General features: G+C 27.0%; 21 protein-coding genes, 1 pseudogene, 2 riboswitches and 1 other annotated feature. Of the genes and pseudogenes, 17 read left to right on the top strand and 5 right to left on the bottom strand.

Annotated features, from left to right (window positions below):
• Positions 1–90: 90 nt before the first annotated feature.
• Entirely contained in the window at positions 91–666 is a 576-nt protein-coding gene (locus BN899_RS09425; protein ID WP_042274891.1) for a membrane protein, read from the top strand.
• A 23-nt stretch (positions 667–689) separates the two neighbouring features.
• Here the strand turns inward: BN899_RS09425 and BN899_RS09420 are convergent, their stop codons facing one another.
• The gene (locus BN899_RS09420) at positions 690–917 is read right to left on the bottom strand and encodes a hypothetical protein (protein WP_042274890.1); all 228 of its coding nucleotides are present in this window, start codon (positions 915–917) and stop codon (positions 690–692) included.
• Between the two features lie 209 nt (positions 918–1,126).
• Here BN899_RS09420 and larE point away from each other — a divergent pair, with 209 nt between their 5' ends.
• The 10 genes from larE to BN899_RS09375 all read left to right on the top strand — a co-directional run bounded on the left by larE (position 1,127) and on the right by BN899_RS09375 (position 10,780).
• Positions 1,127–1,936 carry an ATP-dependent sacrificial sulfur transferase LarE gene (gene larE / locus BN899_RS09415; RefSeq protein ID WP_042274888.1) on the top strand — a complete coding sequence of 270 codons (810 nt, stop codon included), beginning with the start codon at positions 1,127–1,129 and terminating at the stop codon, positions 1,934–1,936.
• Positions 1,937–1,945: 9 nt separating this feature from the next.
• Entirely contained in the window at positions 1,946–3,088 is a 1,143-nt protein-coding gene (locus tag BN899_RS09410) for a THUMP domain-containing class I SAM-dependent RNA methyltransferase (RefSeq protein WP_042274887.1), read from the top strand.
• Positions 3,089–3,151: 63 nt separating this feature from the next.
• Positions 3,152–3,919 (top strand): hypothetical protein, encoded by a 768-nt coding sequence (locus BN899_RS09405; protein WP_042274885.1) that lies wholly within the window; start codon positions 3,152–3,154, stop codon positions 3,917–3,919.
• Positions 3,920–4,080: 161 nt separating this feature from the next.
• On the top strand, positions 4,081–4,692 hold the full coding sequence (locus BN899_RS09400) for an HD domain-containing protein (protein ID WP_042274884.1): 612 nt from the start codon (positions 4,081–4,083) through the stop codon (positions 4,690–4,692).
• Positions 4,693–4,713: 21 nt separating this feature from the next.
• On the top strand, positions 4,714–5,223 hold the full coding sequence (locus BN899_RS19785; RefSeq protein WP_052356778.1) for a hypothetical protein: 510 nt from the start codon (positions 4,714–4,716) through the stop codon (positions 5,221–5,223).
• A gap of 38 nt (positions 5,224–5,261) precedes the next feature.
• A complete protein-coding gene (locus tag BN899_RS19780) occupies positions 5,262–6,086 on the top strand; it encodes a hypothetical protein (RefSeq protein WP_052356777.1) in 825 nt (274 codons plus the stop codon).
• 18 nt (positions 6,087–6,104) lie between these two features.
• The gene (gene walR, locus BN899_RS09390) at positions 6,105–6,803 is read left to right on the top strand and encodes a cell wall metabolism DNA-binding response regulator WalR (protein ID WP_042274883.1); all 699 of its coding nucleotides are present in this window, start codon (positions 6,105–6,107) and stop codon (positions 6,801–6,803) included.
• A 2-nt stretch (positions 6,804–6,805) separates the two neighbouring features.
• Positions 6,806–8,236 (top strand): sensor histidine kinase, encoded by a 1,431-nt coding sequence (locus BN899_RS09385; RefSeq protein ID WP_081712221.1) that lies wholly within the window; start codon positions 6,806–6,808, stop codon positions 8,234–8,236.
• Between the two features lie 37 nt (positions 8,237–8,273).
• A complete protein-coding gene (gene truA / locus BN899_RS09380; RefSeq protein ID WP_042274881.1) occupies positions 8,274–9,011 on the top strand; it encodes a tRNA pseudouridine(38-40) synthase TruA in 738 nt (245 codons plus the stop codon).
• 86 nt (positions 9,012–9,097) lie between these two features.
• Positions 9,098–9,310, top strand: a binding site (T-box leader).
• A gap of 222 nt (positions 9,311–9,532) precedes the next feature.
• Positions 9,533–10,780 carry an argininosuccinate synthase gene (locus tag BN899_RS09375; protein ID WP_042274880.1) on the top strand — a complete coding sequence of 416 codons (1,248 nt, stop codon included), beginning with the start codon at positions 9,533–9,535 and terminating at the stop codon, positions 10,778–10,780.
• A gap of 45 nt (positions 10,781–10,825) precedes the next feature.
• On the opposite strand, the gene BN899_RS09370 is transcribed toward BN899_RS09375, so the two are convergent.
• Positions 10,826–11,206 carry a DUF4363 family protein gene (locus tag BN899_RS09370; RefSeq protein ID WP_042274879.1) on the bottom strand — a complete coding sequence of 127 codons (381 nt, stop codon included), beginning with the start codon at positions 11,204–11,206 and terminating at the stop codon, positions 10,826–10,828.
• A gap of 15 nt (positions 11,207–11,221) precedes the next feature.
• Positions 11,222–11,881, bottom strand: a complete 660-nt coding sequence (locus tag BN899_RS09365; RefSeq protein WP_042274877.1) for a DUF421 domain-containing protein — start codon at positions 11,879–11,881, stop codon at positions 11,222–11,224.
• 279 nt (positions 11,882–12,160) lie between these two features.
• On the opposite strand from BN899_RS09365, the gene miaB reads away from it, so the two are divergent.
• A complete protein-coding gene (miaB, locus tag BN899_RS09360; RefSeq protein ID WP_042274876.1) occupies positions 12,161–13,594 on the top strand; it encodes a tRNA (N6-isopentenyl adenosine(37)-C2)-methylthiotransferase MiaB in 1,434 nt (477 codons plus the stop codon).
• 91 nt (positions 13,595–13,685) lie between these two features.
• Positions 13,686–15,437 carry a sensor domain-containing diguanylate cyclase/phosphohydrolase gene (locus BN899_RS09355; RefSeq protein WP_042274875.1) on the top strand — a complete coding sequence of 584 codons (1,752 nt, stop codon included), beginning with the start codon at positions 13,686–13,688 and terminating at the stop codon, positions 15,435–15,437.
• Positions 15,438–15,479: 42 nt separating this feature from the next.
• On the opposite strand, the gene BN899_RS09350 is transcribed toward BN899_RS09355, so the two are convergent.
• Entirely contained in the window at positions 15,480–16,853 is a 1,374-nt protein-coding gene (locus BN899_RS09350; RefSeq protein WP_042274874.1) for an alanine/glycine:cation symporter family protein, read from the bottom strand.
• Between the two features lie 176 nt (positions 16,854–17,029).
• A riboswitch (glycine riboswitch) is annotated at positions 17,030–17,118 on the bottom strand.
• A 630-nt stretch (positions 17,119–17,748) separates the two neighbouring features.
• Positions 17,749–18,360 carry an NUDIX hydrolase gene (locus tag BN899_RS09345; RefSeq protein WP_081712220.1) on the bottom strand — a complete coding sequence of 204 codons (612 nt, stop codon included), beginning with the start codon at positions 18,358–18,360 and terminating at the stop codon, positions 17,749–17,751.
• Positions 18,361–18,546: 186 nt separating this feature from the next.
• A riboswitch (TPP riboswitch) is annotated at positions 18,547–18,645 on the top strand.
• 135 nt (positions 18,646–18,780) lie between these two features.
• Here BN899_RS09345 and BN899_RS09340 point away from each other — a divergent pair.
• The 4 genes and pseudogenes from BN899_RS09340 to BN899_RS20815 all read left to right on the top strand — a co-directional run bounded on the left by BN899_RS09340 (position 18,781) and on the right by BN899_RS20815 (position 21,514).
• Positions 18,781–19,071: an MTH1187 family thiamine-binding protein gene (locus BN899_RS09340; RefSeq protein ID WP_042274870.1), complete on the top strand. Its 291-nt coding sequence runs from the start codon at positions 18,781–18,783 to the stop codon at positions 19,069–19,071.
• On the top strand, positions 19,046–19,810 hold the full coding sequence (locus tag BN899_RS09335) for an ABC transporter permease (RefSeq protein ID WP_042274868.1): 765 nt from the start codon (positions 19,046–19,048) through the stop codon (positions 19,808–19,810). Before BN899_RS09340 ends, BN899_RS09335 begins: the two co-directional genes overlap by 26 nt.
• A gap of 10 nt (positions 19,811–19,820) precedes the next feature.
• Positions 19,821–20,828: an ABC transporter substrate-binding protein gene (locus BN899_RS09330; RefSeq protein WP_042274867.1), complete on the top strand. Its 1,008-nt coding sequence runs from the start codon at positions 19,821–19,823 to the stop codon at positions 20,826–20,828.
• Positions 20,809–21,514, top strand: a pseudogene (locus tag BN899_RS20815) (ABC transporter ATP-binding protein). Before BN899_RS09330 ends, BN899_RS20815 begins: the two are co-directional and overlap by 20 nt.
• The last annotated feature ends 5 nt before the right edge of the window (positions 21,515–21,519 follow it).

Here is a 21,519-nt window from a genome sequence, read left to right as displayed (position 1 = left end):
ATGTTTGGTAGATACGTTGACCAAGAGATGCGAATTTTTTTTATGTATATAGTAAACAATAATATAAAAAGATAAATAGGAGGAAATAAATTGGATAAAATTAAAGATAAAAAATACTTAACTATAGCTTTAAGTATTGTATATATATTTTCAATTATATATTTTTTTATAAATAAAGAAGGCGGTAAATCAGGAACATCTATAGCATGTTTATTAGGTACAATTGTATTATATATAGGAAGCAAAAAATATAATAAGTTAATTAATGATAAATTATACAACGTACTTGTACTTTTTATTTTATCTTCATCTTTACTTGGAAGCTGTTATAGATTATACGATAAAATAAATCATTATGATGATTTTTTACACTTTTGGTCTGGATTTATTAATGTTAGTGTGGCATTTTCAATACTAAATTACTTTAATAAAGAAGAATTAGCTAGTAAAATGAGTAAGTTTTTTATAGTTATATATTTATTTACATTTAGTATGGGAATATCTAGTTTATGTGAAATTACAGAGTTTTTACTTGATGTGTTTGGCGGTCTAAATACTCAATCAGGAGGACTTACAGATACTATGGTAGATATGATAGATTCATTAGTTGGTAGTATGATTATGGTTCCAATAGTTATTAGAAAAATAAAAAAAACTAAAAAATAGTGTAGACTTAATCTACACTATTTCTATTTAATATATATTTTTGGTATGTACATAGTAATTCCATCTAAATTAGTTATAGAATTATATATTATATCACTATGTTCTTCTATATTATTACTACTTAACTCTAAACTTAAAATAATTTCACTAGAAATAATTACATCTAAAATATTAGTATTTTCTCTAAACTTCAATTTAATATTTTTATTACATCTAAGGAAATTTTGTAAGATGTCATAATTAATATTCATTGCCTCACCCCTAACTAATTTTATGATACAATAATTATCATAAATTATCAAATGATATGAGTTTAGTATTTATATATAAATAATATTTGTACTAAAAATGGATTTTAATGTATAATAGAAAGGCTAGACTCTAATCTAGTAAGTAGATTTAATTTTAAAATATTATATGTTTTATATAACTAATTTAGCGAAATTTTGGAGGGAGTATAATGGATCTTAGTCAAAAACTAGAAAACTTAAAATCTAGGTTAAAAGGATTAGGAAGTATAGCTGTCGCATATTCAGGAGGAGTAGATAGTAACTTTTTATTAAAGGTAGCAAAAGATACATTAGGAGATAATGCTATAGCAGTAACCATTCATGCAATGATGCACTCTGACGTTGAGATAAATGAAGCAAAAGAATACGCAAGAAATTTTAATATTAAGCATGTTATTTTAGAAATAGAAGATTTTAATTTAGAAAAATTCTTAGAAAATGGTCCTAAAAGATGTTATTACTGTAAGACTGCAGTTTTTAGAAAAATAAAAGAAATAGCAAAAGAGAATAATATTAAATATGTAGTAGATGGAACTAATTTAGATGATATAGGTGATTATAGACCAGGTCTTAAGGCACTAGAAGAATTAGATATAATAAGTCCCCTTAGAGAATGTAATTTGACTAAAGAAGATATACGAATCCTATCAAAAAAATTGGGACTAAGTACCCATAATAAACCTGCTTTTGCATGCCTTGCAACTAGAATTCCATATGGAACACGAATTACTAAAGAAACGCTTGAAATGATAGAAAAAGGTGAACAATATTTAATAGAATTAGGATTTACTCAATTTAGAGTAAGACACCATGGAGATATTGCAAGAATTGAAGTAGATAAAGATGAAATACATAAATTCTTTAGTAATGATATTTTAGAAAAGACAAATAATAAATTTATAGAAATTGGATTTAAATATACTACCTTAGATATGAACGGATATAAAATGGGAAGTATGAACAAAACAATCGAAAAATAGGAGGAAGACATGAAAAACTATACATTAATATCACCTTGCTTTTTTGGTGTAGAAAAATTATTAGCAAGAGAAATAAAGAACTTGGGATTTGAAATATTAAAAACAGAAGACGGAAGAATAACTTATAAAACTGGCGAAGATGGTATAGCTAAAGCTAATATGTGGCTAAGATGTGCTGAGAGGGTAAACCTTAAGGTTGCAGAATTTGAAGCTAAATCTTTTGACGAATTATTTGAAAATACAAAAAGAATAAATTGGTCAAAATACATTCCTTATGGAGCACAATTTCCAGTAGCTAAAGCATCATCTATAAAGTCAAAGTTATATAGTACAACAGATATACAATCTATAGTTAAAAAAGCAATAGCTGAAAGTTTAAAAAAGAGCTATATGGAAGATGGATTAATAAAAGAAGACAAAGAAAAATATCCTATATATGTATTTATACACAAAGACAAAGTAACTATATCTATAGATACAACGGGAGACGCACTTCATAAAAGAGGATATAGAGAAAAAGCAAATGCTGCTCCAATAAGAGAAACATTAGCAGCTACAATGATGTATTTAACTCCGTGGAGTCCAGGTAGAACATTAGTAGACCCTATGTGTGGTTCAGGAACTGTTTTAATTGAAGCTGCAATGATGGGAATTAATATGGCACCAGGTCTTAATCGTGAATTTATATCTGAAAAATGGAGAACTATAGATAAAAAGATATGGTGGGATATAAGAAAGAAAGCTTTCGAGTCAATAGATGAAGATGCCAGCTTTAAAATTTATGGATATGATATAGATGAGGAAGCGATAGAAATAGCAAAAGAGAATGCAGAAATCGCAGGAGTAGACGAATATATAGAATTTAAAGTAGGAAATGCCCTTGATTTTAAAAGTGATGAAGAATATGGATTTATAGTTACAAATCCACCATATGGTGAGAGATTAGAAGATAAAGAAAGCGTACAAACTCTTTATAAGCATTTAGGTTATACGTTTAGAGAACTTAAAAACTGGTCTTACTATTTAATAACTTCATATGAAGAGTTTGAAAATGAATTTGGAAAAGAAGCTGATAAAAGAAGAAAATTATATAATGGTATGTTAAAAACTAACATGTACCAATATATTGGGCCTAAGCCGCCTAAAAAATAAATTAATAATTTCCCCCTTAATATAATATATATAATAGAAAGATTATTTTAAGGGGGTGTCATAATGTTTAGAATGAATGGAAATAGAAGAAAAAAGGTATCTAAAAGTTCGCATTCAAATCAAATGGAAAAAACCGCTGAAAATAAAACACAATACACAGAAGATTTCAACGAGATAATATTAAATGATTTAGTTCCAGAGGAAAAAAGAGCAGAACTTGGATTAGAAAGTCAATCTGAAAAAAAATCTGGTGGCTTAAAATTAAATTTAGGATTAGGAACGAAAAAATCATCTAAAAAATCAAGTAGTAATAAAGTTGAAGAAAATAAACAAAATAGTAAAAAATCATCTAAATCATCTAAATCATCTAAACCAGGCAAAAGTACAAATAGTGAAAGTAAAAATCAAAAGACTAGTAAGCACAAAAACAATAAACCGAGTAGTGATTCAGTAGACAAACATAAAAAGACAAATGCAAAATCTAAAAAAAGTTCAAAACAATCTCAAACTGAAGCATATGAAGAGGTAACACCAATTCAAGAAACTGAAGAAGCTATTCAACAACCTAAACAATCTAAAAAATCTCACAAAAAAAATGTAAGTCAAAATAAAAGAAGAAGAAAACAAGATATTCAAGAAGAAGAATTAGAAGTAAAAAATGAAATAGAAGTAGAAGAAGCAAATGAAGATGAATATGAGTATATAAATGAAGAAAGTTCAGACTCTATATCATTTAGAGGAAAGCAAACAGAAGAAGAGTTTAATGAAGAAAATTTAAAAAGTAAATTTGAAGATTTAGTATGGTCAGAAGATAAATTTCCTAAAAAGTAAATATGTAAAATATTAAAGAAAAATGTAAATAAATAATACAAATAGTGTTAAAATATAATAAAGGCTTAGTATATATGCTAAGCTTTTATTTTTTTTATTTATAAATATAAAATAAAAATTTTACACAAAAAATATGACAATATTTAGAAAGTGGTGGTTTTATGGTTTATAAAAATACATTTAATGAATTAAATAAAATTTTATTAGAAAGTATGAAACCTTCTGAGGATATAAAACGTCTAATAAGAGAGGGGAAATTAGATATAGAACCTTTCAAGCTAATTAAAAAATTAGAAAACATAGAACAAAATAAAAAATATCATCCTGAAGGAAGTGTATTAAATCATGTATTGTTGGTAGTAGATAACGCTAGTAAATATAAAGACCATTCTGAAAATAAAGAGGTGTTTATGTGGGCAGCACTTCTACATGACATAGGAAAACTAACTACAACTAGAATAAGAAAAAATCGAATTACATCGTATAATCATGATATAGAAGGTGAGAAAATAGCATTTAAATTTTTAGATGCTTTAACAGATGATAAAGATTTTAAATTGAAAGTATCTAAATTAGTTAGATGGCACATGCAACCCTTGTTTTTTGATAAAAACCTTCCATTTTTTGAACCTCAAAATATGCTAAGTGAAGTAGACTATAAAGAGGTTGCACTATTGTCGTTATGTGATAGACTAGGAAGAGGAGAAATGGAAATAAGTAAAATCGAAGAAGAAGAAAATCGAATAAAAAATTTTAAAGATTATTTTAAGTAAAACTAAAAATGGAGGTTTTGGATGAAAGTATCAAGATTGACAGTTTTAGCTAGTTTATTAGTTCTTTTTACTACAGGTTGTAGTATAGATTCTGAGTCTCCAGAACAGCTAATAAAAGATAAACCTGTCTATAATGAAAAAAAAGAAGCATTATATAATGCTATTAAGCAGCAACTTCCTTCAATAAACTCTTCATTAATACTTCCATCTAATTCAAGTGAAGTTGGAAAGATTAACGAAGTTGATTTAGATAGCGATGGAGTAGATGAGATAATAGCATTTGAGAAAAAGGAAATTATGAACTCTGACCAAAAAGAAGTTGGATTTTTGATATTAAGTAAAAATCCAAATGATACGTATACTAATAAAGATAATTTACTCCAAAAAGGAGATTCAATAGAGTATGCTAATTTTTATGATTTAAATGGAGATGGAAATAAAGAGATAATTTTACTGATTAAAGGAAATGAAAAAACTAACCTTCATATTTATTCTTATAAAGAAGGAAAAATAAAAAAGTATATACTTTAAATCCGACATGGTTAAAAGATATAAGTAACTTACAAGATATGAAAGTTAAAATTGGTCATATGGATGATGATAATATTATAGATATTCTACTTATGCACTATAATACAAAAACAAATAAAGTCTATGTAAGTATGGCCAATTTTAATAAAACCTTAGAGTATAAAGATCATGTAGAATTTGAAAATATTAGAGGATTAAGTGATTCATATATAACTATAGGAAATATAGCAACTAATAAAAAAGGTATAGTACTAGATATGCCAACCATTAAAGATAATAATTATATGACTCAAATGTTATATATGGAAGACAATAAGTTAAAAAAGGCATTTAGTGATTCTGACAAAAATATAATGAAACCATATTATATACCAGTTGAAAATACAGATAAAGATAAAGATAATGTTATAGATATACCAATTGTAAATGGAAGTGGAAAAATTTATACTGTCAAAAATTCAGCATATGTAAGTTGGTATAAATGGAATGGAAAAACTGAAGAAAACTCAGGATTAGTATTTATAGTTCAAAGATATTATAATTATCAGTACAATTTTAAGTTACTTATACCAAATAATTTAATGAATAAATTATTTGTAAAAGAAGATTACTTAAGTGAGAGCCCTTTATTTAAATTCTACTATTATGATACTGATAAAAATAAGCAAGTTAATTTATTTACAATATCTTTAAATAACAAGAAAGTAATGGATGAAAATAAGTCAATTGTGCCGCAAAATGGATTTATTTTAAATGAAAATGATGAGAATACATACATATTATACATAGATAATGAAGCAGAAATGAAAAAACTAAAATTAAATCAAGAAACAATAAAAGAGTTTTTCTCGCTAATATATTAAGTTTATTTGGAGGATATAATGAAGGAAAAAATATTAATAATGGAAGATGAGATTGGAATTAGAAGTTTTGTGAGTATAAATCTAAAAAGAGAAGGTTATGAAATAATAGAAGCTGGAACCGGACAAGAAGCTATAGAAAAGATGAATAGTGAAAAAGATATACAACTGGCATTACTTGATGTAATGCTACCTGATATGAGTGGTATAGACGTATGTAAGTATATAAGACAAAATTTTGATCAAGTAGGTATAATAATGCTTACAGCAAAGGCTCAAGAAGATGACAAAATAGAAGGGTTTATATCAGGAGCCGATGATTACATAGTAAAGCCATTTAGTATAAAAGAATTATTAGTTAGAGTGTCAGCGCTAATAAGAAGAGTGAAAAAAGATGATAGTATTCCTAAAAATAGTGAGATAGTGTCAGCACCATTTACTCTTGACTTAGATAAAAGAAAGTTATTTAAAGATGGAGCTGAAATTGAACTTACACCAACTGAGTTTTCAATAGTAAAATACCTAATGACTAATGCTAAGCAATCTTTAAGTAGAGATCAAATACTTGATGAAGTATGGGGAACTAATTATCTTTATGACTTTAAGATAGTTGACGTAAATATAAGAAGAATAAGAAATAAGATAGAGGATGACCCATCAAAACCTAAATATATACAAACTATTTGGGGTTATGGATATTGTTTTAGAAAGGAAGAATAATAGTGCTACATTTTGAGGGTCTAAGAAAAAAGATAATTAAAAATTATTTTACAATAATTATTATAACAGTTACATTATTTGAAGGTTTATTTATATTTTATATTCAAAATTATTATTATGACTATGTAAGACAAAATTTAAAAAATGTAGTTGAAAATACTAATTCGAATTATAACACTGTACAAATGGAATCTAGCAGTTTTGAAAAGAAAGTAAACAATATAATTGAAAAAGAAAATCTAAAATATAACTCTAGATATGCAGTTACAATTATAGATAAAAATAAGAATATAATTTTAGATAGATATGGATTTAAAACCAATGAAAAGGCAGATTATGAAGATGTGGATAGAGCATTAAAAGATGCTAAAGATTTAGTACCTTATACACATAGAATCGCAGAAACTAATGAACATGTAATGAGTATATCTATCCCTCTTAAGACTAATAACATAATTGAAGGTGTTGTAAGGTACACAGTATCTCTAGATCATATAGATCAAGTTATATTTAAATTAATACTAGGTCTAATACTAGCAGGTATATGCATTTTACTTATTGCAATATCTTTAAGTCTTAGATTTGCAGAAGGATTGATACAACCATTAATAGAACTAAAACAATTTGCAAATGAATTAGCGCATGGTAATTACAAAATAAAGCTTAAAAATAGAAATATATCTGATGATGAAATCGGTGATTTAGCAGAAACTTTTGAATATATGGCATCTGAAATTGACAAAAGTGAAAAACTAAAAGAAGAATTTATATCATCTATATCTCACGAGCTTAGAACACCGCTTACATCAATTAAAGGATGGAGTGAAACACTTGGTTATGATGGTATAGGAAAAGAAGAACTTGATTTAGGTCTAGGTATTATTCAAGATGAAACTGAGAGACTTATAAAATTAGTTGAAGAATTACTTGATTTCTCAAGGCTTGCATCAGATAGAATAAAACTACAAATAGACATGGTAGATATTAGAGTACTTGCAAATGGAGTAGTTAATCAACTTAGAGTAAAATCAAATGAAAAAAATATAAAATTAGAGGCTATATTTGAAACTGAAAATATAGAAAATGTACAAGGTGATAAAAATAGATTAAGACAAGTTCTTATAAACTTAATACAAAACTCTATTAAATTTACTTCAGATGGTGGATTTATAAAGGTGATAGTATCGCAAAACGATGAGTTTACTACAATGAAGGTAATAGATAACGGAGCTGGAATAGAAACAGAAAATCTAGATAAAGTATTAGACAAATTCTTCCAAGAAGACTATAATAAAGCAGGAAGTGGATTAGGATTAGCTATAAGTAATGAAATAGTTAAACTTCATGGCGGTAATATGAGATTAGAAAGTGAAAAAGGTGTAGGAACAGCAATAACTGTAACGATAAAAAATAAATTGATTGAATCAATTTAATTTATAATGAATAGTTATTCCTAGAAAGAGGAAGAATATGAAAAATATAAAAATGACAATAAAATATGATGGATCAAGGTATAAAGGATTTCAAAGATTACAAGATAATGATATGACTATACAGGGAAAAATTGAATCAGTACTTAGTAAAATGACTAATGAAAATATTGAAATAATAGGTTCAGGAAGAACTGATATGGGAGTACATGCCTATGGACAAGTTGCAAATTTCAAAACAAATTCTGACATGTCTATAAAAAAAATGGAAGCATATTTATATGAGTATTTACCAGAAGATATAGTAATTACTCAATTAGAAGAGGTTGAAGACAGATTCCATAGCAGATATAATGCTAAATCAAAAGTATATCTATATAAAATATATAATAGTAAAGTACATGATCCTTTTTTAAGAAAATATACAACTCATATATCTAAAAGGTTAGATTTAGATTTAATGAAAGAAGCTAGTCAATTTTTAATAGGTGAACATGATTTTACTAGTTTTGCATCATCAAAATCTAAGAAAAAATCAAACATAAGAACTATAGAGTCTATATCAATACAAGAAAATAATGATTTGATAGAAATTTATGTTGAAGGTGATGGATTCTTATATAACATGGTGAGAATAATAGCAGGCGCATTATTAGAAGTTGGTTTAAGAAAAAAATCTCCACAAGATATAAAAGTTATGTTAGAAGCTAAAGATAGAGCTAAAGCATCTGATACAGCACCAGCAAAAGGATTATATCTATATAAGGTAAAATATTAAATTTATAAAAATAAATTTATATAATTGACATTAATGATAATTTGAACTACTATTATTTAAAAGATTAAAACTATTAATTTAATATTTAAAATTCTATGAAAAAGAGAGTAACTTAAATGTATTTAATAGAGAACTGGGGATGGTGGAAGCCTAGTAAAGAAATTTAAGTGAAGAGAGCTTTGGAGAATACTATCTGAACTTTTAAGTAGGATAGTAGGTATGTCTCGCCTTAAGAGAAAGAGTGGATAAATTTATTTTATCAATTAGAGTGGTAACGCGGATAATAATTCGTCTCTTGGTTTTAAACCAAGAGGCGTTTTTTATTATATATAATTGTATTTTTTATGCAATATTTAACTCTAATTATAATAATTTATCAATAAGAGTGGTACCGCGGTAAATTTCGCCTCTTAGTATTTTTATACTAAGGGGCTTTTTTTTATTTTGCACAAGCTATAGAAAAAAATTAAAAAACTAATGAAGTTAAATATATAAATTATAAATAGTAGGAGGTAAAGATTATGAAAGAAAAAGTTATATTAGCATACTCAGGAGGACTTGATACGTCGATTATAATACCATGGCTAAAGGAAAATTATGATATAGAGGTAATTGCTGTATGTGCAAATGTAGGTCAAAATGAAAATATGGATGAAGTTTATGAAAAGGCAGTAAAAAGTGGATCTAGTAAAGTTTATATAGAGGACCTAAGTGAAGAATTTGTAAAAGAAACTATTTTCAAAGCTATAAAAGCTGAAGCAAAATATGAGGGTAAATATTTACTAGGAACATCTTTAGCAAGACCTATTATAGCTAAAAAGCTAGTAGAAATAGCACATATAGAAGGAGCAAAATATATATGTCATGGATGCACAGGAAAAGGTAATGATCAAGTGAGATTTGAGGCATCTATTTCGGCACTAGATCCAAGTATAAAAATAATAGCTCCTTGGAGAATTTGGGATATAAAATCAAGAGAAGATGCAATAGAATATGCTAATAAAAATAATATACCAATAACAGCAACTAAAGAAAAAATTTATTCTGTAGATGCAAATCTTTGGCATATATCAACAGAAGGAGGAGATATAGAGTACTTAGAGAATGAACATAAAGATAATATATATAAAAAATGCTGTTCATTAGAAAATGCATCTGAAGAAAGCGAATATGTTGAGATATATTTTGAAAAGGGAACTCCTAAAAAAGTAAATGAAGTAGAACTTTCTCCAGTTGATATAGTAAAAAAGTTAAATGAAATAGGAGCAAAGCATGGAATAGGAGTAATTGATATAGTAGAAAATAGATTAGTAGGAATGAAATCAAGAGGTATATATGAAACTCCAGGAGGGACAATACTTTATGAAGCGCATAATATATTAGAAAGTGCTACGTTAGATAAGGAAACTCTACATTTTAAACATCAAATATCATTAAAATATGGAGAGCTTATATATAATGGATTATGGTACACAAAAATAAGAGAATCAATTGATTCATTTATAGAAACAACACAAGATAATGTGACAGGTAGTGTAAAAATAAAGCTTTATAAAGGTAATTTAAAACCAGCTGGAATATTTACAGAAAATGCCCTTTATGAACAATCTGTATCATCATTTGGAGATAGTAATCTTTATAATCATGAAGATGCACAAGGATTTATAAATTTATTTACATTACCACTAAAAATAAAAGCACTAAAAGTAAGTAATAAGTTTGGAGAAAATGATTTATACGATGAAATCGCAACAGAAAAAACTGTTTAAAAATATAAAAAGTAGGCTTTTAAAATTAAGCCTACTTTTTTATATTTATAGAATATGGTTTAAATCACATTTTTCACTTTCTAATATATTTTCTAATGTAATTTTTATTATTTCTATATTTTCTAATGCTTTTGATTTGTCCTTAGTATTTATACTTTTATTCAGTATATTAAAATGCAGACTTATTAAGTCAAACGATTCATGGTTGAATAATTTATACCAAGGAGATTTTTCTTTATCCCAAGAATCAGAGACATCTTTTATCATGGTTTTAGCATCATCCCAATTATCTTCTTCTATATAATTTTCTATTATAGTAACTTTATTCTTATAATCTTCTGTAAAATTACCAACTTCATTAGTAACATAAAATCCAAATATTATAAACAAAATAGTCCATATCAAAACATAAATAAAAGATTTCAATAGAATCACCTCAACTTAGTTGCTATCTTTTCTTTGAATAAATATATTATCATCTTCATCTAATATACAAACTAAAACATCTTTGTAATTATTGATATTATTAGATTTTAAAATATCAAAAAGCCAATCTTTATCCTTATATACACTTTTAAGGCTATTATTAATTATTTGACCGTCTATTATTAAAGAAATTGGTAAATGTTTAAACTCTTTAGAAGAATTACTATCATTAGTAGGTGATGGAATTACACTTAAATTTCCATCAGTTTCTAAAATAGCATATTGAACATCTTCAATATTGAAGAAACCTTGAACTCTAAGTTGTTCAAAAATTTCATCAATAGTTATTCTTTCTTTTTTTAGAACTTTATAATCAATTTTACCCTTATTAATTAAAATAGCAGGTTTTCCAGATAAAAATGAACTAAGTCTTCTACTTTTTAAAGCGAAATAAGATATAAAAGTTTGCATAAAAACAAGACCAGTTATAGATGCAATCCCATATAATATTGGAATATTGTTATTTTCCATAGGGATAGCTGCAACCTCTGCTAGTAAAAGTGTTATAACTAAGTCAAAGGCATTCATTTCAGCAATTTCGCCTTTTCCCATTACTCTAAGTGATATTAATACTGCGATATATAATATAATACTTCTTATTAAAACTATAACCATTTAATTATCCTCTTTCAAAATGATATAATAGATTATTATTTCCAATATATAAATATTGATACTTAAAACTTAAATCTAATATCTTTTAAAAATTATTCAAATTTGATATAATTAACTTCAAATGAAATTCTAAATAATAGTCTAAAAACATTAATTTAAATGGAAAATTTATAGAAATAGAAGATATATTTAACTTAAATTTAAGCTAAATATATGAAAATTAAAAAATAATTTTTAGTATGTATGTTTGTAAGATTTTATAACTAAGGAGGAGATACTATGGGAAAAAGAAAACAAGTACAAGTTCCTATTGAGAAAATACAAGAACAAGATAGATTTATAGAGGTAGTAGCAGAAAAAAATAGTAGATTCTATGCGATACATCAAACTAAGCCTAAATATATGATACAAACTTTTGGCTGTCAAATGAATGAACATGATTCTGAAAAATTATCATCTATGTTAGAAGAAATGGGATATGATAGGGGAATGATGGTAGATGAGTGTGATTTAATAATATACAACACTTGTGCAGTAAGAGAAAATGCAGAACTTAAAGTATATGGAAATCTTGGTCATTTAAGATTAGCAAAAAGAAAAAATCCAGATTTAAAAATAGCTGTTTGTGGATGTATGATGCAACAACCTCATGTTGTAAAAGAATTAAAATCAAAATATAACCATGTAGACCTAGTATTTGGTACTCACAATTTATATAAATTCCCTGAACTATTAACTAAGTCAATGGATGCAAGTAAAATGTTAGTTGATGTTTGGGATGTTGATGGGGAAGTAGTAGAAGGTCTTAGAAGTAGTAGAAAATTTGAACTTAAAGCATTTGTAAATATAATGTATGGCTGTAATAACTTCTGTACTTATTGTATAGTTCCTTATACAAGAGGTAGAGAAAGAAGTAGAACACCAGAAGATATAATGAATGAAATAAAAGAACTAGTTGCAAATGGTACTAAAGAGATAACACTACTTGGTCAAAATGTTGATTCATATGGAAAAACTTTAGAAGAACAAGTAACATTTGCAAAGCTTTTAAGAATGGTAAATGATATAGATGGAATTGAAAGAATTAGATTTATGACTTCTCATCCAAAAGATATATCAGATGAAGTGATATATGCTATAAGAGATTGTGATAAAGTATGCGAATTCTTACATCTACCAGTTCAATGTGGAAGTACAAGTTTACTTAAAAAAATGAATAGACATTATTCTAAAGAATATTATTTAGAAATAATAGAAAAGGCTAAAGCTGAAGTTCCAGAAATAGCTTTCTCTACAGATTTAATGATAGGATTCCCAGGGGAAACTGAAGAAGACTTATTAGATACAATAGATGTAGTTGAAAAAGTAAGATATGACTCTGCATTTACATTTATATATTCAAAGAGAAAAGGTACGCCAGCAGCTGAAATGGAAAATCAAATAGAAGATAGTGTAAAGCATGAAAGATTTAATAAAGTATTAAATAAAGTCAATGAAATATGTGCTGAGATAAATGAAAGCTACAAAGGTAAAACTGTTGAAGTTTTAGTTGAAGGTCCAAGCAAGACAGATGAAAATGTATTAACAGGAAGAACTAGACAAAATAAATTAGTACACTTTACTGGAGGAACTAAGGACTTAGTTGGTAAATTAGTTATGGTAAAGATAAATGATACAAAAACATTCTCATTAAATGGTACTTTAGAAGTATAAAATTAAAAAATAAGGGTTTATTATGAGAGTCCTAAGATTATATGTCTTAGGACTTTTTAGAGAGTAAATTAAAAATATGGGAGAAGTATAGATGTTTGATAATTTATTAGAATTACTATTAGATACCGTTCCATATTCAATATGGATGATGAGTATAGATAGAAAATTTTCTTTTGCAAATAAGTTTTTTTGTGATTCTTTAAATAAATCTAAAGAAGAAGTTTTAGGAAAAACTTTATTTGATTTATATGAAAAAGAATTAGCAATAGAATATACAGGTAATTATGATGAAGTTTTAAAATTAAACAAAGCTAAATTATTTACAGGATATCAAGGTGATTTATTTTTAGAATGTTATATAGCTCCAATAAAAGATGAAGATGAAATAGTTGGTTTTTTGGCCATACATCAAGATCAGACAGAGCGAAAGAAAAACGAAGAAGAAATAATAAGGCAAAAAAATTTATTAAAAACTATAATGGACACTATACCAGATTCAATTTTTTATAAAAATATAGAAGGTACTTATTTAGATTGTAATATAGCATTTGCGAAAGATTACTATAATCTAGAAAAAGAAGATGTTATAAATAAAAAAGATATAGAGATAGTAAAAGATAGTAAGCTTATAAAAAAGATTGTTGAAACAGATAGTAAAGTAATTGACAGCAAAACAAAGGAAGTCAATCGCATTAAGATAAAAGATAATGAAAATATAAAATATATGGAGAGTATCAAAACTCCTATATTAGATGATAATGGTAAAATTTGGGGTATTGTAGGAGTATCAAGAGACATAACATCAAGAATATTACTAGAAAGAGATTTAAAAAAACTCAGTTATATAGATAAGCTTACAGGAGTTTATAATAGAGCTTATTTTGATAAAAAAGTAGAGGATATGAATAAGGAAAGTTATTTGCCTCTTAGCCTAATAGTGGGAGATGTTGATGGATTAAAGATTGTAAATGATACATTAGGCCATTTAAAAGGAGATGAACTTTTAATCCAAATAACTGATGTTTTAAAAAAGGTTTGCAAAAAGAATAATTTAATAGTTCGTTGGGGTGGAGATGAGTTTGTAATTTTGCTACCAAATACTGAATATGAAGACTCAAAAATTTTATGTAAAAAAATAAAAGATGCATGTAAAGAGGAAGGCTACAAACATATACCACTTAGTATATCATTAGGATGTTCTACAAAAAGAAACTTAAATCAAAGTATAGATGATATTTTAAAAGAAGCAGAAGATGAAGTTTATAAGCAAAAGCTACCAAGTCAAAGTAACTCCAAAAATCATTTGCTAGTATCTTTACAAGATACATTAAAAGAAAAGTGTATAGATACTCAGGAACATACAGACAGAGTAGTAAAATACGCTAAAAGATTAGCAAATAAGATGAATTTAAGTGAAGACCGTGCTAATGAACTGGTTTTAGCGGCAACTCTACATGATATAGGAAAAATAGGAATACCTGATGATATTTTATTAAAACCAGGCAAGCTTACTGACTCTGAATATAAGACTATAAAAACTCATACAGAAAAAGGATATAGAATTGCAAAGTCGAATTATGAAATAGCCCATATCGCAAAATGCATACTCTCTCACCACGAAAGGTGGGATGGGAGAGGTTATCCTCTAGGATTAAAAGGAGAAGAGATTCCGTACTTGGCTAGGCTTGTATGTGTGATAGATTCATACGATGCAATGACTAGTTCAAGACCATATAAAGATAAGATATCAAATAAAAAAGCATGTGAAGAAATTAAAAGATGTTCAGGGAGCCAGTTTGATCCTAACATTGTTAAAATATTTTTAGAAGAATTTGAAGGTTAATAAAAGGCATTTAAGAATTATCTTAAATGCCTTTTGATTTATTTATATAGGTTTTTGAGTACTTTTTAAATCTTTGCTAGAATTTATATAGTTAAAATATAACTTAGTTTCAGAAATAACTATAGGAGATAGAGCAATAAGCGCTATTAAATTAGGTATAGCCATAAGTCCATTTACAATATCAGCTATTATCCAAACTAATTCTAATTTTAAGAAAGAGCCAAGTAAAACCATTAAAACAAATAAGACTCTATATCCATTTATTCCTTTAACACCAAATAAAAATTCAAAGCATCTTTCTCCGTAATAACTCCAGCCAAGAATTGTAGTAAAAGCAAATAAGCTTAAACTAATTGTTAAGAATAATGGTCCTAGAGATGGTAAAACAGTTTCAAAGGCAGATTGAGTCATAAGAGCACCATTTAAATCTGATTGCCATACACCAGATAATATAAGAGCAAACCCAGTAAGTGAACAGATTATTAAGCTATCGATAAGAGTACCTGTCATAGAGATAAGGCCTTGTTCAGCTGGCCATTCAGTTTTTGCGGCAGCAGCAGCTATTGGGGCACTACCAAGTCCAGACTCGTTTGAGAATACTCCACGGGCGATACCATTTCTGATTGCCATTGAAACAGTAGCACCTAAAAAACCACCAAAAGCAGCCGTTGGACTAAAAGCACTTTTTATTATTAATATAAATGTTTCTGGTATTTTATTAAAGAAAGTTATAATTACTAAAGAACATATTAATATATATACAGTAGCCATAAAAGGTACAATTTTAGTTGCTACATTAGAAATACTTTTTAATCCTCCAAATATTACAAATGCAACAAGTATAGTTATAATAATACCTGTAATTTTAGGGTCTACACCAAAGCTTCCATTTATAGAATCTGTTATAGAATTAACTTGAGTAAAAGTTCCTATTCCAAGTAAAGCAACTAATATACCGCTTATAGAGAAAAATATAGCAAGAGGCTTATATTTTTCGCCCATTCCATTTACTATATAATACATTGGACCACCTGATATATTTCCATTAGAATCCTTTACTCTATACTTTATAGCAAGAAGCCCTTCTGCATATTTTGTAGCCATTCCAAAGAAAGCAGCAATCCACATCCAAAATAAAGCACCAGGACCACCGGCTTTTATAGCAGTCGCTACACCAACGATGTTTCCTGTTCCTACTGTAGCAGCAAGTGCTGTACATAAAGCACCGAAGCTTGAAATATCACCAGTACCACTGTTTTCAGCTTTAAATATAAGCTTTAGAGATTGAGGTAATTTTGTTATTTGTAAAAATCCAAGTTTGAAAGTAAATAATATACCAGTACCAACTAAAAGTACTAGTAGTGGTGGACCCCATATAAAAGAGTCGATTTTGTTAAAGACATCAATTAAATTCATAAAAAACACTCCTTATTTTTTATGCCCTAAAATCAATAGAGTTTTAATTGACAGGTAGTTAATAAATTGATTAACGAAATATGTGTAATAAAAAAAGCTAAATCTAAAAGATTTAGCTCTGGATATACACTAGGATACGTTAAATTAAAGCACAAAAAGAGTACGTTAATAAAAAGTATATTGTCCCTGTCCTTTTGCCTGAGAGATTGAGCAGTATTGCCTTGCCCCTTCGGCGCCTATAATAGGTCTCTCCAGAGTTCCCTAAGCTTTACAGTCCTACTTTTATAAGAAAAGTACCTGAGAGTGCAACTCCTTCGGTGTGCCATTTTGGCAGCTCTTCTATAAAGCTTCAATCGGGTATTGATTTGTTATAGCATTATTTAATATTCATGATATATAAAAATTTAATAAATGTCAATTAAAAATAAAATATATATAAACAACTCTAAATATTTATATAAAATAAATTTAATGTAAATTACAAATTTTGTATTAAAAAAATAAAAATAAACGAATTTAAATTTAACAATTGGTTAATATATTATTACATAGTTAATGAAGATTAATTATGTATCTATACTTACTAGATAAAAGCTAGGATAATACCTAATCTTTTACTAGTATCTATTGGGGGTATAGATGATGAGATATCAATGGGATATCATATTAAATAGATTAGATATATTAAAACAACCTCATTTTAATATATTACTTTTAGTTTCGATAATCAATTACCAATAGGTGATTTATAGACTAATTTGTAAGTTCTATTTAATAAAAATCAAAAGGGGAAAAGCTTACTAAAAGTAAATGCTTTTATAAAAGGCACTATATATAATGGCTATAACCATTAAATATAGTGTCCTTTTGTTTTAGTAAAAATAAAATAACTTCTTTAAGAAGTTATTTTATTTAAGAAATTTTCTAATATTTTTGCAGTTATTCCCCAGATTACATAGTTATTATATTTATAAAAGAACACATCGTATTTGCCTACAGCAAATTTATAATCTCTTTTGTTTGGTATTATATCATAAGGAAAATCATCATGAGGAATAATTTGTATCTCATTATCAAAATAAGTTGGTTTATTTTCTAACAAATAAGTAAGAGGTACTAAAAAAATATGATCAACCTCATCTTTATTTATATTTAAGTCTCTAATATCTTTTATATAACCTAAATAAGGATGAACTATGAGGTTCATTGGTGTTACAAGTAAGTCAAGTTCAGATATAATTTCGATATTATCACTAAATGTTCCTAGTTCTTCACAAGTCTCACGAATTGCTGTATTATAAGGATCTTCGCCTGGTTCTATTTTACCACCAGGAAAAGATATTTCATTAGGCTGAGATCTTAAATTTTTAGATCTAACTTCAAATAGTATATAATAAGAATTCTCTTTTTTTACTATAGGAATTAAGACAGAAGCTTTTTTCATATCACTAGATCCATTTATATAAGGTTTATAATTTTTAAATTTATCTCTTAAATCGTCTAACATTATTGTCCTCCTAATTTTGTATAAATGTATACGTATATTATATACTATATTACAGAAGTTGATTTATATTAACAAAATATTATTAAATATTGAATTTTATATAACTAATTGATAGAAATATATAAATTTGGGTAACTATAAAATAATTGTTAAAATATGATAAGTATAGTATAATCAAGTTGAAAATGAATATATCAGGGGAGCTAATTGCTGAGAGGAGATTATAATCTCGACCCTTTAACCTGTTTGGATAATGCCAGCGTAGGGAGACAATAAAAAGATAGTATAAGTCTTATCCTTAATGGGATAAGGCTTTTTTATTATCATATAGAATTACTGACCTAATTTAAAACTTAACAGGGCAAAAGGCTTCAAAATATATCATAACTAAGACAAAATAATTTGGAGAGGATGATTTAAATGGTAATAGCAGATGTATCTGTAATGCCCCTAAGACCTTATGCAGGGGAAGAAGAAATGTACAAAGTAGTAGATGCTTGTATAGAAGAAATTTCAAAGAGTGGATTAAAGTATGAAATTGGAGCTATGAGTACTACTATAGAAGGTGAATTTGATGAAGTATTTGACCTTTTAAAAGTCATACACAAAATACCTTTTAGCCTTGGATGTGAAAGAGTTATAACAATAGCTAGAGTGGATGAAAAAGCTGGAGGCATAACAATAGATGAAAAACTTAAAAACCATAGATAAAATAAAAAATAGTTTATATCCTATACTTACATTTTTATTTATATTGGTTATTTGGCAAAGTGCTGTAAAAATATATGAAATACCGCAATACGTGTTACCATCACCAAGTGAAATTATACAAGTATTTTTTAAAGATTATCAAAACTTATATACACATACAATAGTAACTTTAAATGAAGCAGTAGTTGGTTTTATAGTTGCAATAATATTATCAATAAGTATTGGTATACTAATGGATTTTATACCATTGTTTAAAAAGTGTGTTTATCCAATAATGCTTGTATCTCAAACCATACCAACTATAACAATAGCACCACTTCTTATAATTTGGTTTGGATTTGATTCACTACCTAAAATAATAATGGTGACATTAACTTGTTTCTTCCCAATACTTATAAGTTTTGTAGATGGGATAGAAAATATAGACAAAGATTATTTGAATCTATTTAAAACTATGAACTCTAATAAATTAAAAACATTTATACACCTTAAGTTTCCAATGTCCTTGGATAAACTTTTTTCAGGACTTAAAATATCAGCGACTTATGCAGTCGTTGCAGCAACTGTAGCTGAATGGTTAGGAGGAACAAAGGGACTTGGAGTATATATGGTAAGATCAAAAAGTGCTTATGCACTAGATAAGGTTTTTGCATCAACTATATTAGTAGTAATATTTAGCTTAGTATTTGTCGCAATTGTACAAGCTATAAAAAAAGTAGTGCTTAGACATAAAAATTAGGGAGGATATTATGAAATTTAATAAATTATTATCGTTAGGATTAATAAGTATACTTACAGTAGGTACTTTATCAGGTTGTAGCAAAGATAATAAAAATATAGATAGTAAGGATAAAAATCAAAAGGTTACTATGGTACTAGATTGGACACCAAATACTAATCATACAGGACTATATGTAGCACTTGAAAATGGATACTTTAAAGAAGAAGGATTAGATGTTGAAATAGTACAACCATCAGATGGAGGAGCTGCTACATTAGTAGCTACTGGAAAAGCTGATTTTGGAATAAGTTATCAAGAAGAAATGACCTTTGCAAAAACTAGTGAAGACCCACTTCCAATAAAGGCAGTCGCAGCAGTTATACAACATAATACATCAGGATTTGCTGCACCAAAAGATAAAAATATAACTTCAGCTAAAGACTTTGCAGGAAAAGTTTATGGAGGATGGGGTTCTCCTTCAGAAGATGCTATACTTGATGTAGTTATGAAAAATGAAGGAAAAGATTTCAAAGATTTAAAAGTAGTTAATATTGGTGATGATGATTTCTTTACAGCGGTAAAGAAAAATATAGATTTTGCATGGATATTTGAAGGATGGACAGGAATAGAAGCTAAACAAAAAGGTATAGAACTTGATTATATAGCCTTAAAAGATTTAGATAAAAGATTAGATTACTATACTCCAGTTATAATATCTAGTGAAAAATTACTTAATGAGAATCCAAATTTAGCTAAAAAGTTTTTAAAAGCAACTACTAAAGGATATGAATATGCAATAGAAAATCCTACTGAAGCTGCTAAAATATTAGTTAAACATGCTCCAGAAATAAATGAAGAATTAGCAATAGAGAGTCAAAAATACTTAGCAGATAAGTATAAAGATGATGCTCCTAGATGGGGAGAAATGAAAGATAGTGTATGGGATAATTATACAGAGTTCTTAAAAGATTATAAAGTAATAAATAAAGATATGAAAGCAAGTGAGGCTTATACAAATGAATTCTTACCAAAGTAAAAAGGTTAAGATAGAAATAAAAAGTATATCTAAGAGTTATGATGAAGTTAAAGTATTAGAAGATATTAGTATTAAAGTATTAGAAGGAGAATTTGTATCGATTCTTGGACCAAGTGGCTGTGGAAAGAGTACAATATTTAATATTGTAGCGAGCTTAACTGATTATAGCAGAGGAAGTATTAATATAAATGGAAAATTAAGCTATATGTATCAAAAAGATTTATTGCTTCCATATAAAAATATAATAGATAATGTATCATTACCATTAATTTTAAAAATACAAAGAAAATAATGCGTATGAAAAAGTTAAGTCTTATTTTAAAGTGTTTGGACTAGAAGGATATGAAAAAAAATATCCAAGCGAATTATCTGGAGGAATGAAGCAAAGAGCTAATTTTTTACGAACATTTATAAATTCTAATGACATAATGCTTTTAGATGAGCCCTTTGGAGCATTAGACTCTATAACAAAAACATCAATGCAAAAATGGCTATTAGAAGTTAAAAATAAAGTAAATGCTACTATACTTCTTATAACTCATGATATAGATGAAGCTATAATGTTATCAGATAGGATTTATGTTATATCACACAAACCCTCAAAAGTTAAATCTGAGTTTGTAATTGATAAAGATTTCTATAACGAAGATAAAATAGAAAATATAGCAAATCTAAAAAAGAAATAATTAAA

The organism is Faecalimicrobium dakarense, from assembly GCF_000499525.1.
Taxonomy (GTDB): Bacteria; Bacillota; Clostridia; order Peptostreptococcales; family Peptostreptococcaceae; genus Faecalimicrobium; species Faecalimicrobium dakarense.
The sequence above is the reverse complement of the archived record's forward strand: the minus strand, read 5'-3'. Positions and strand labels throughout refer to the sequence as shown.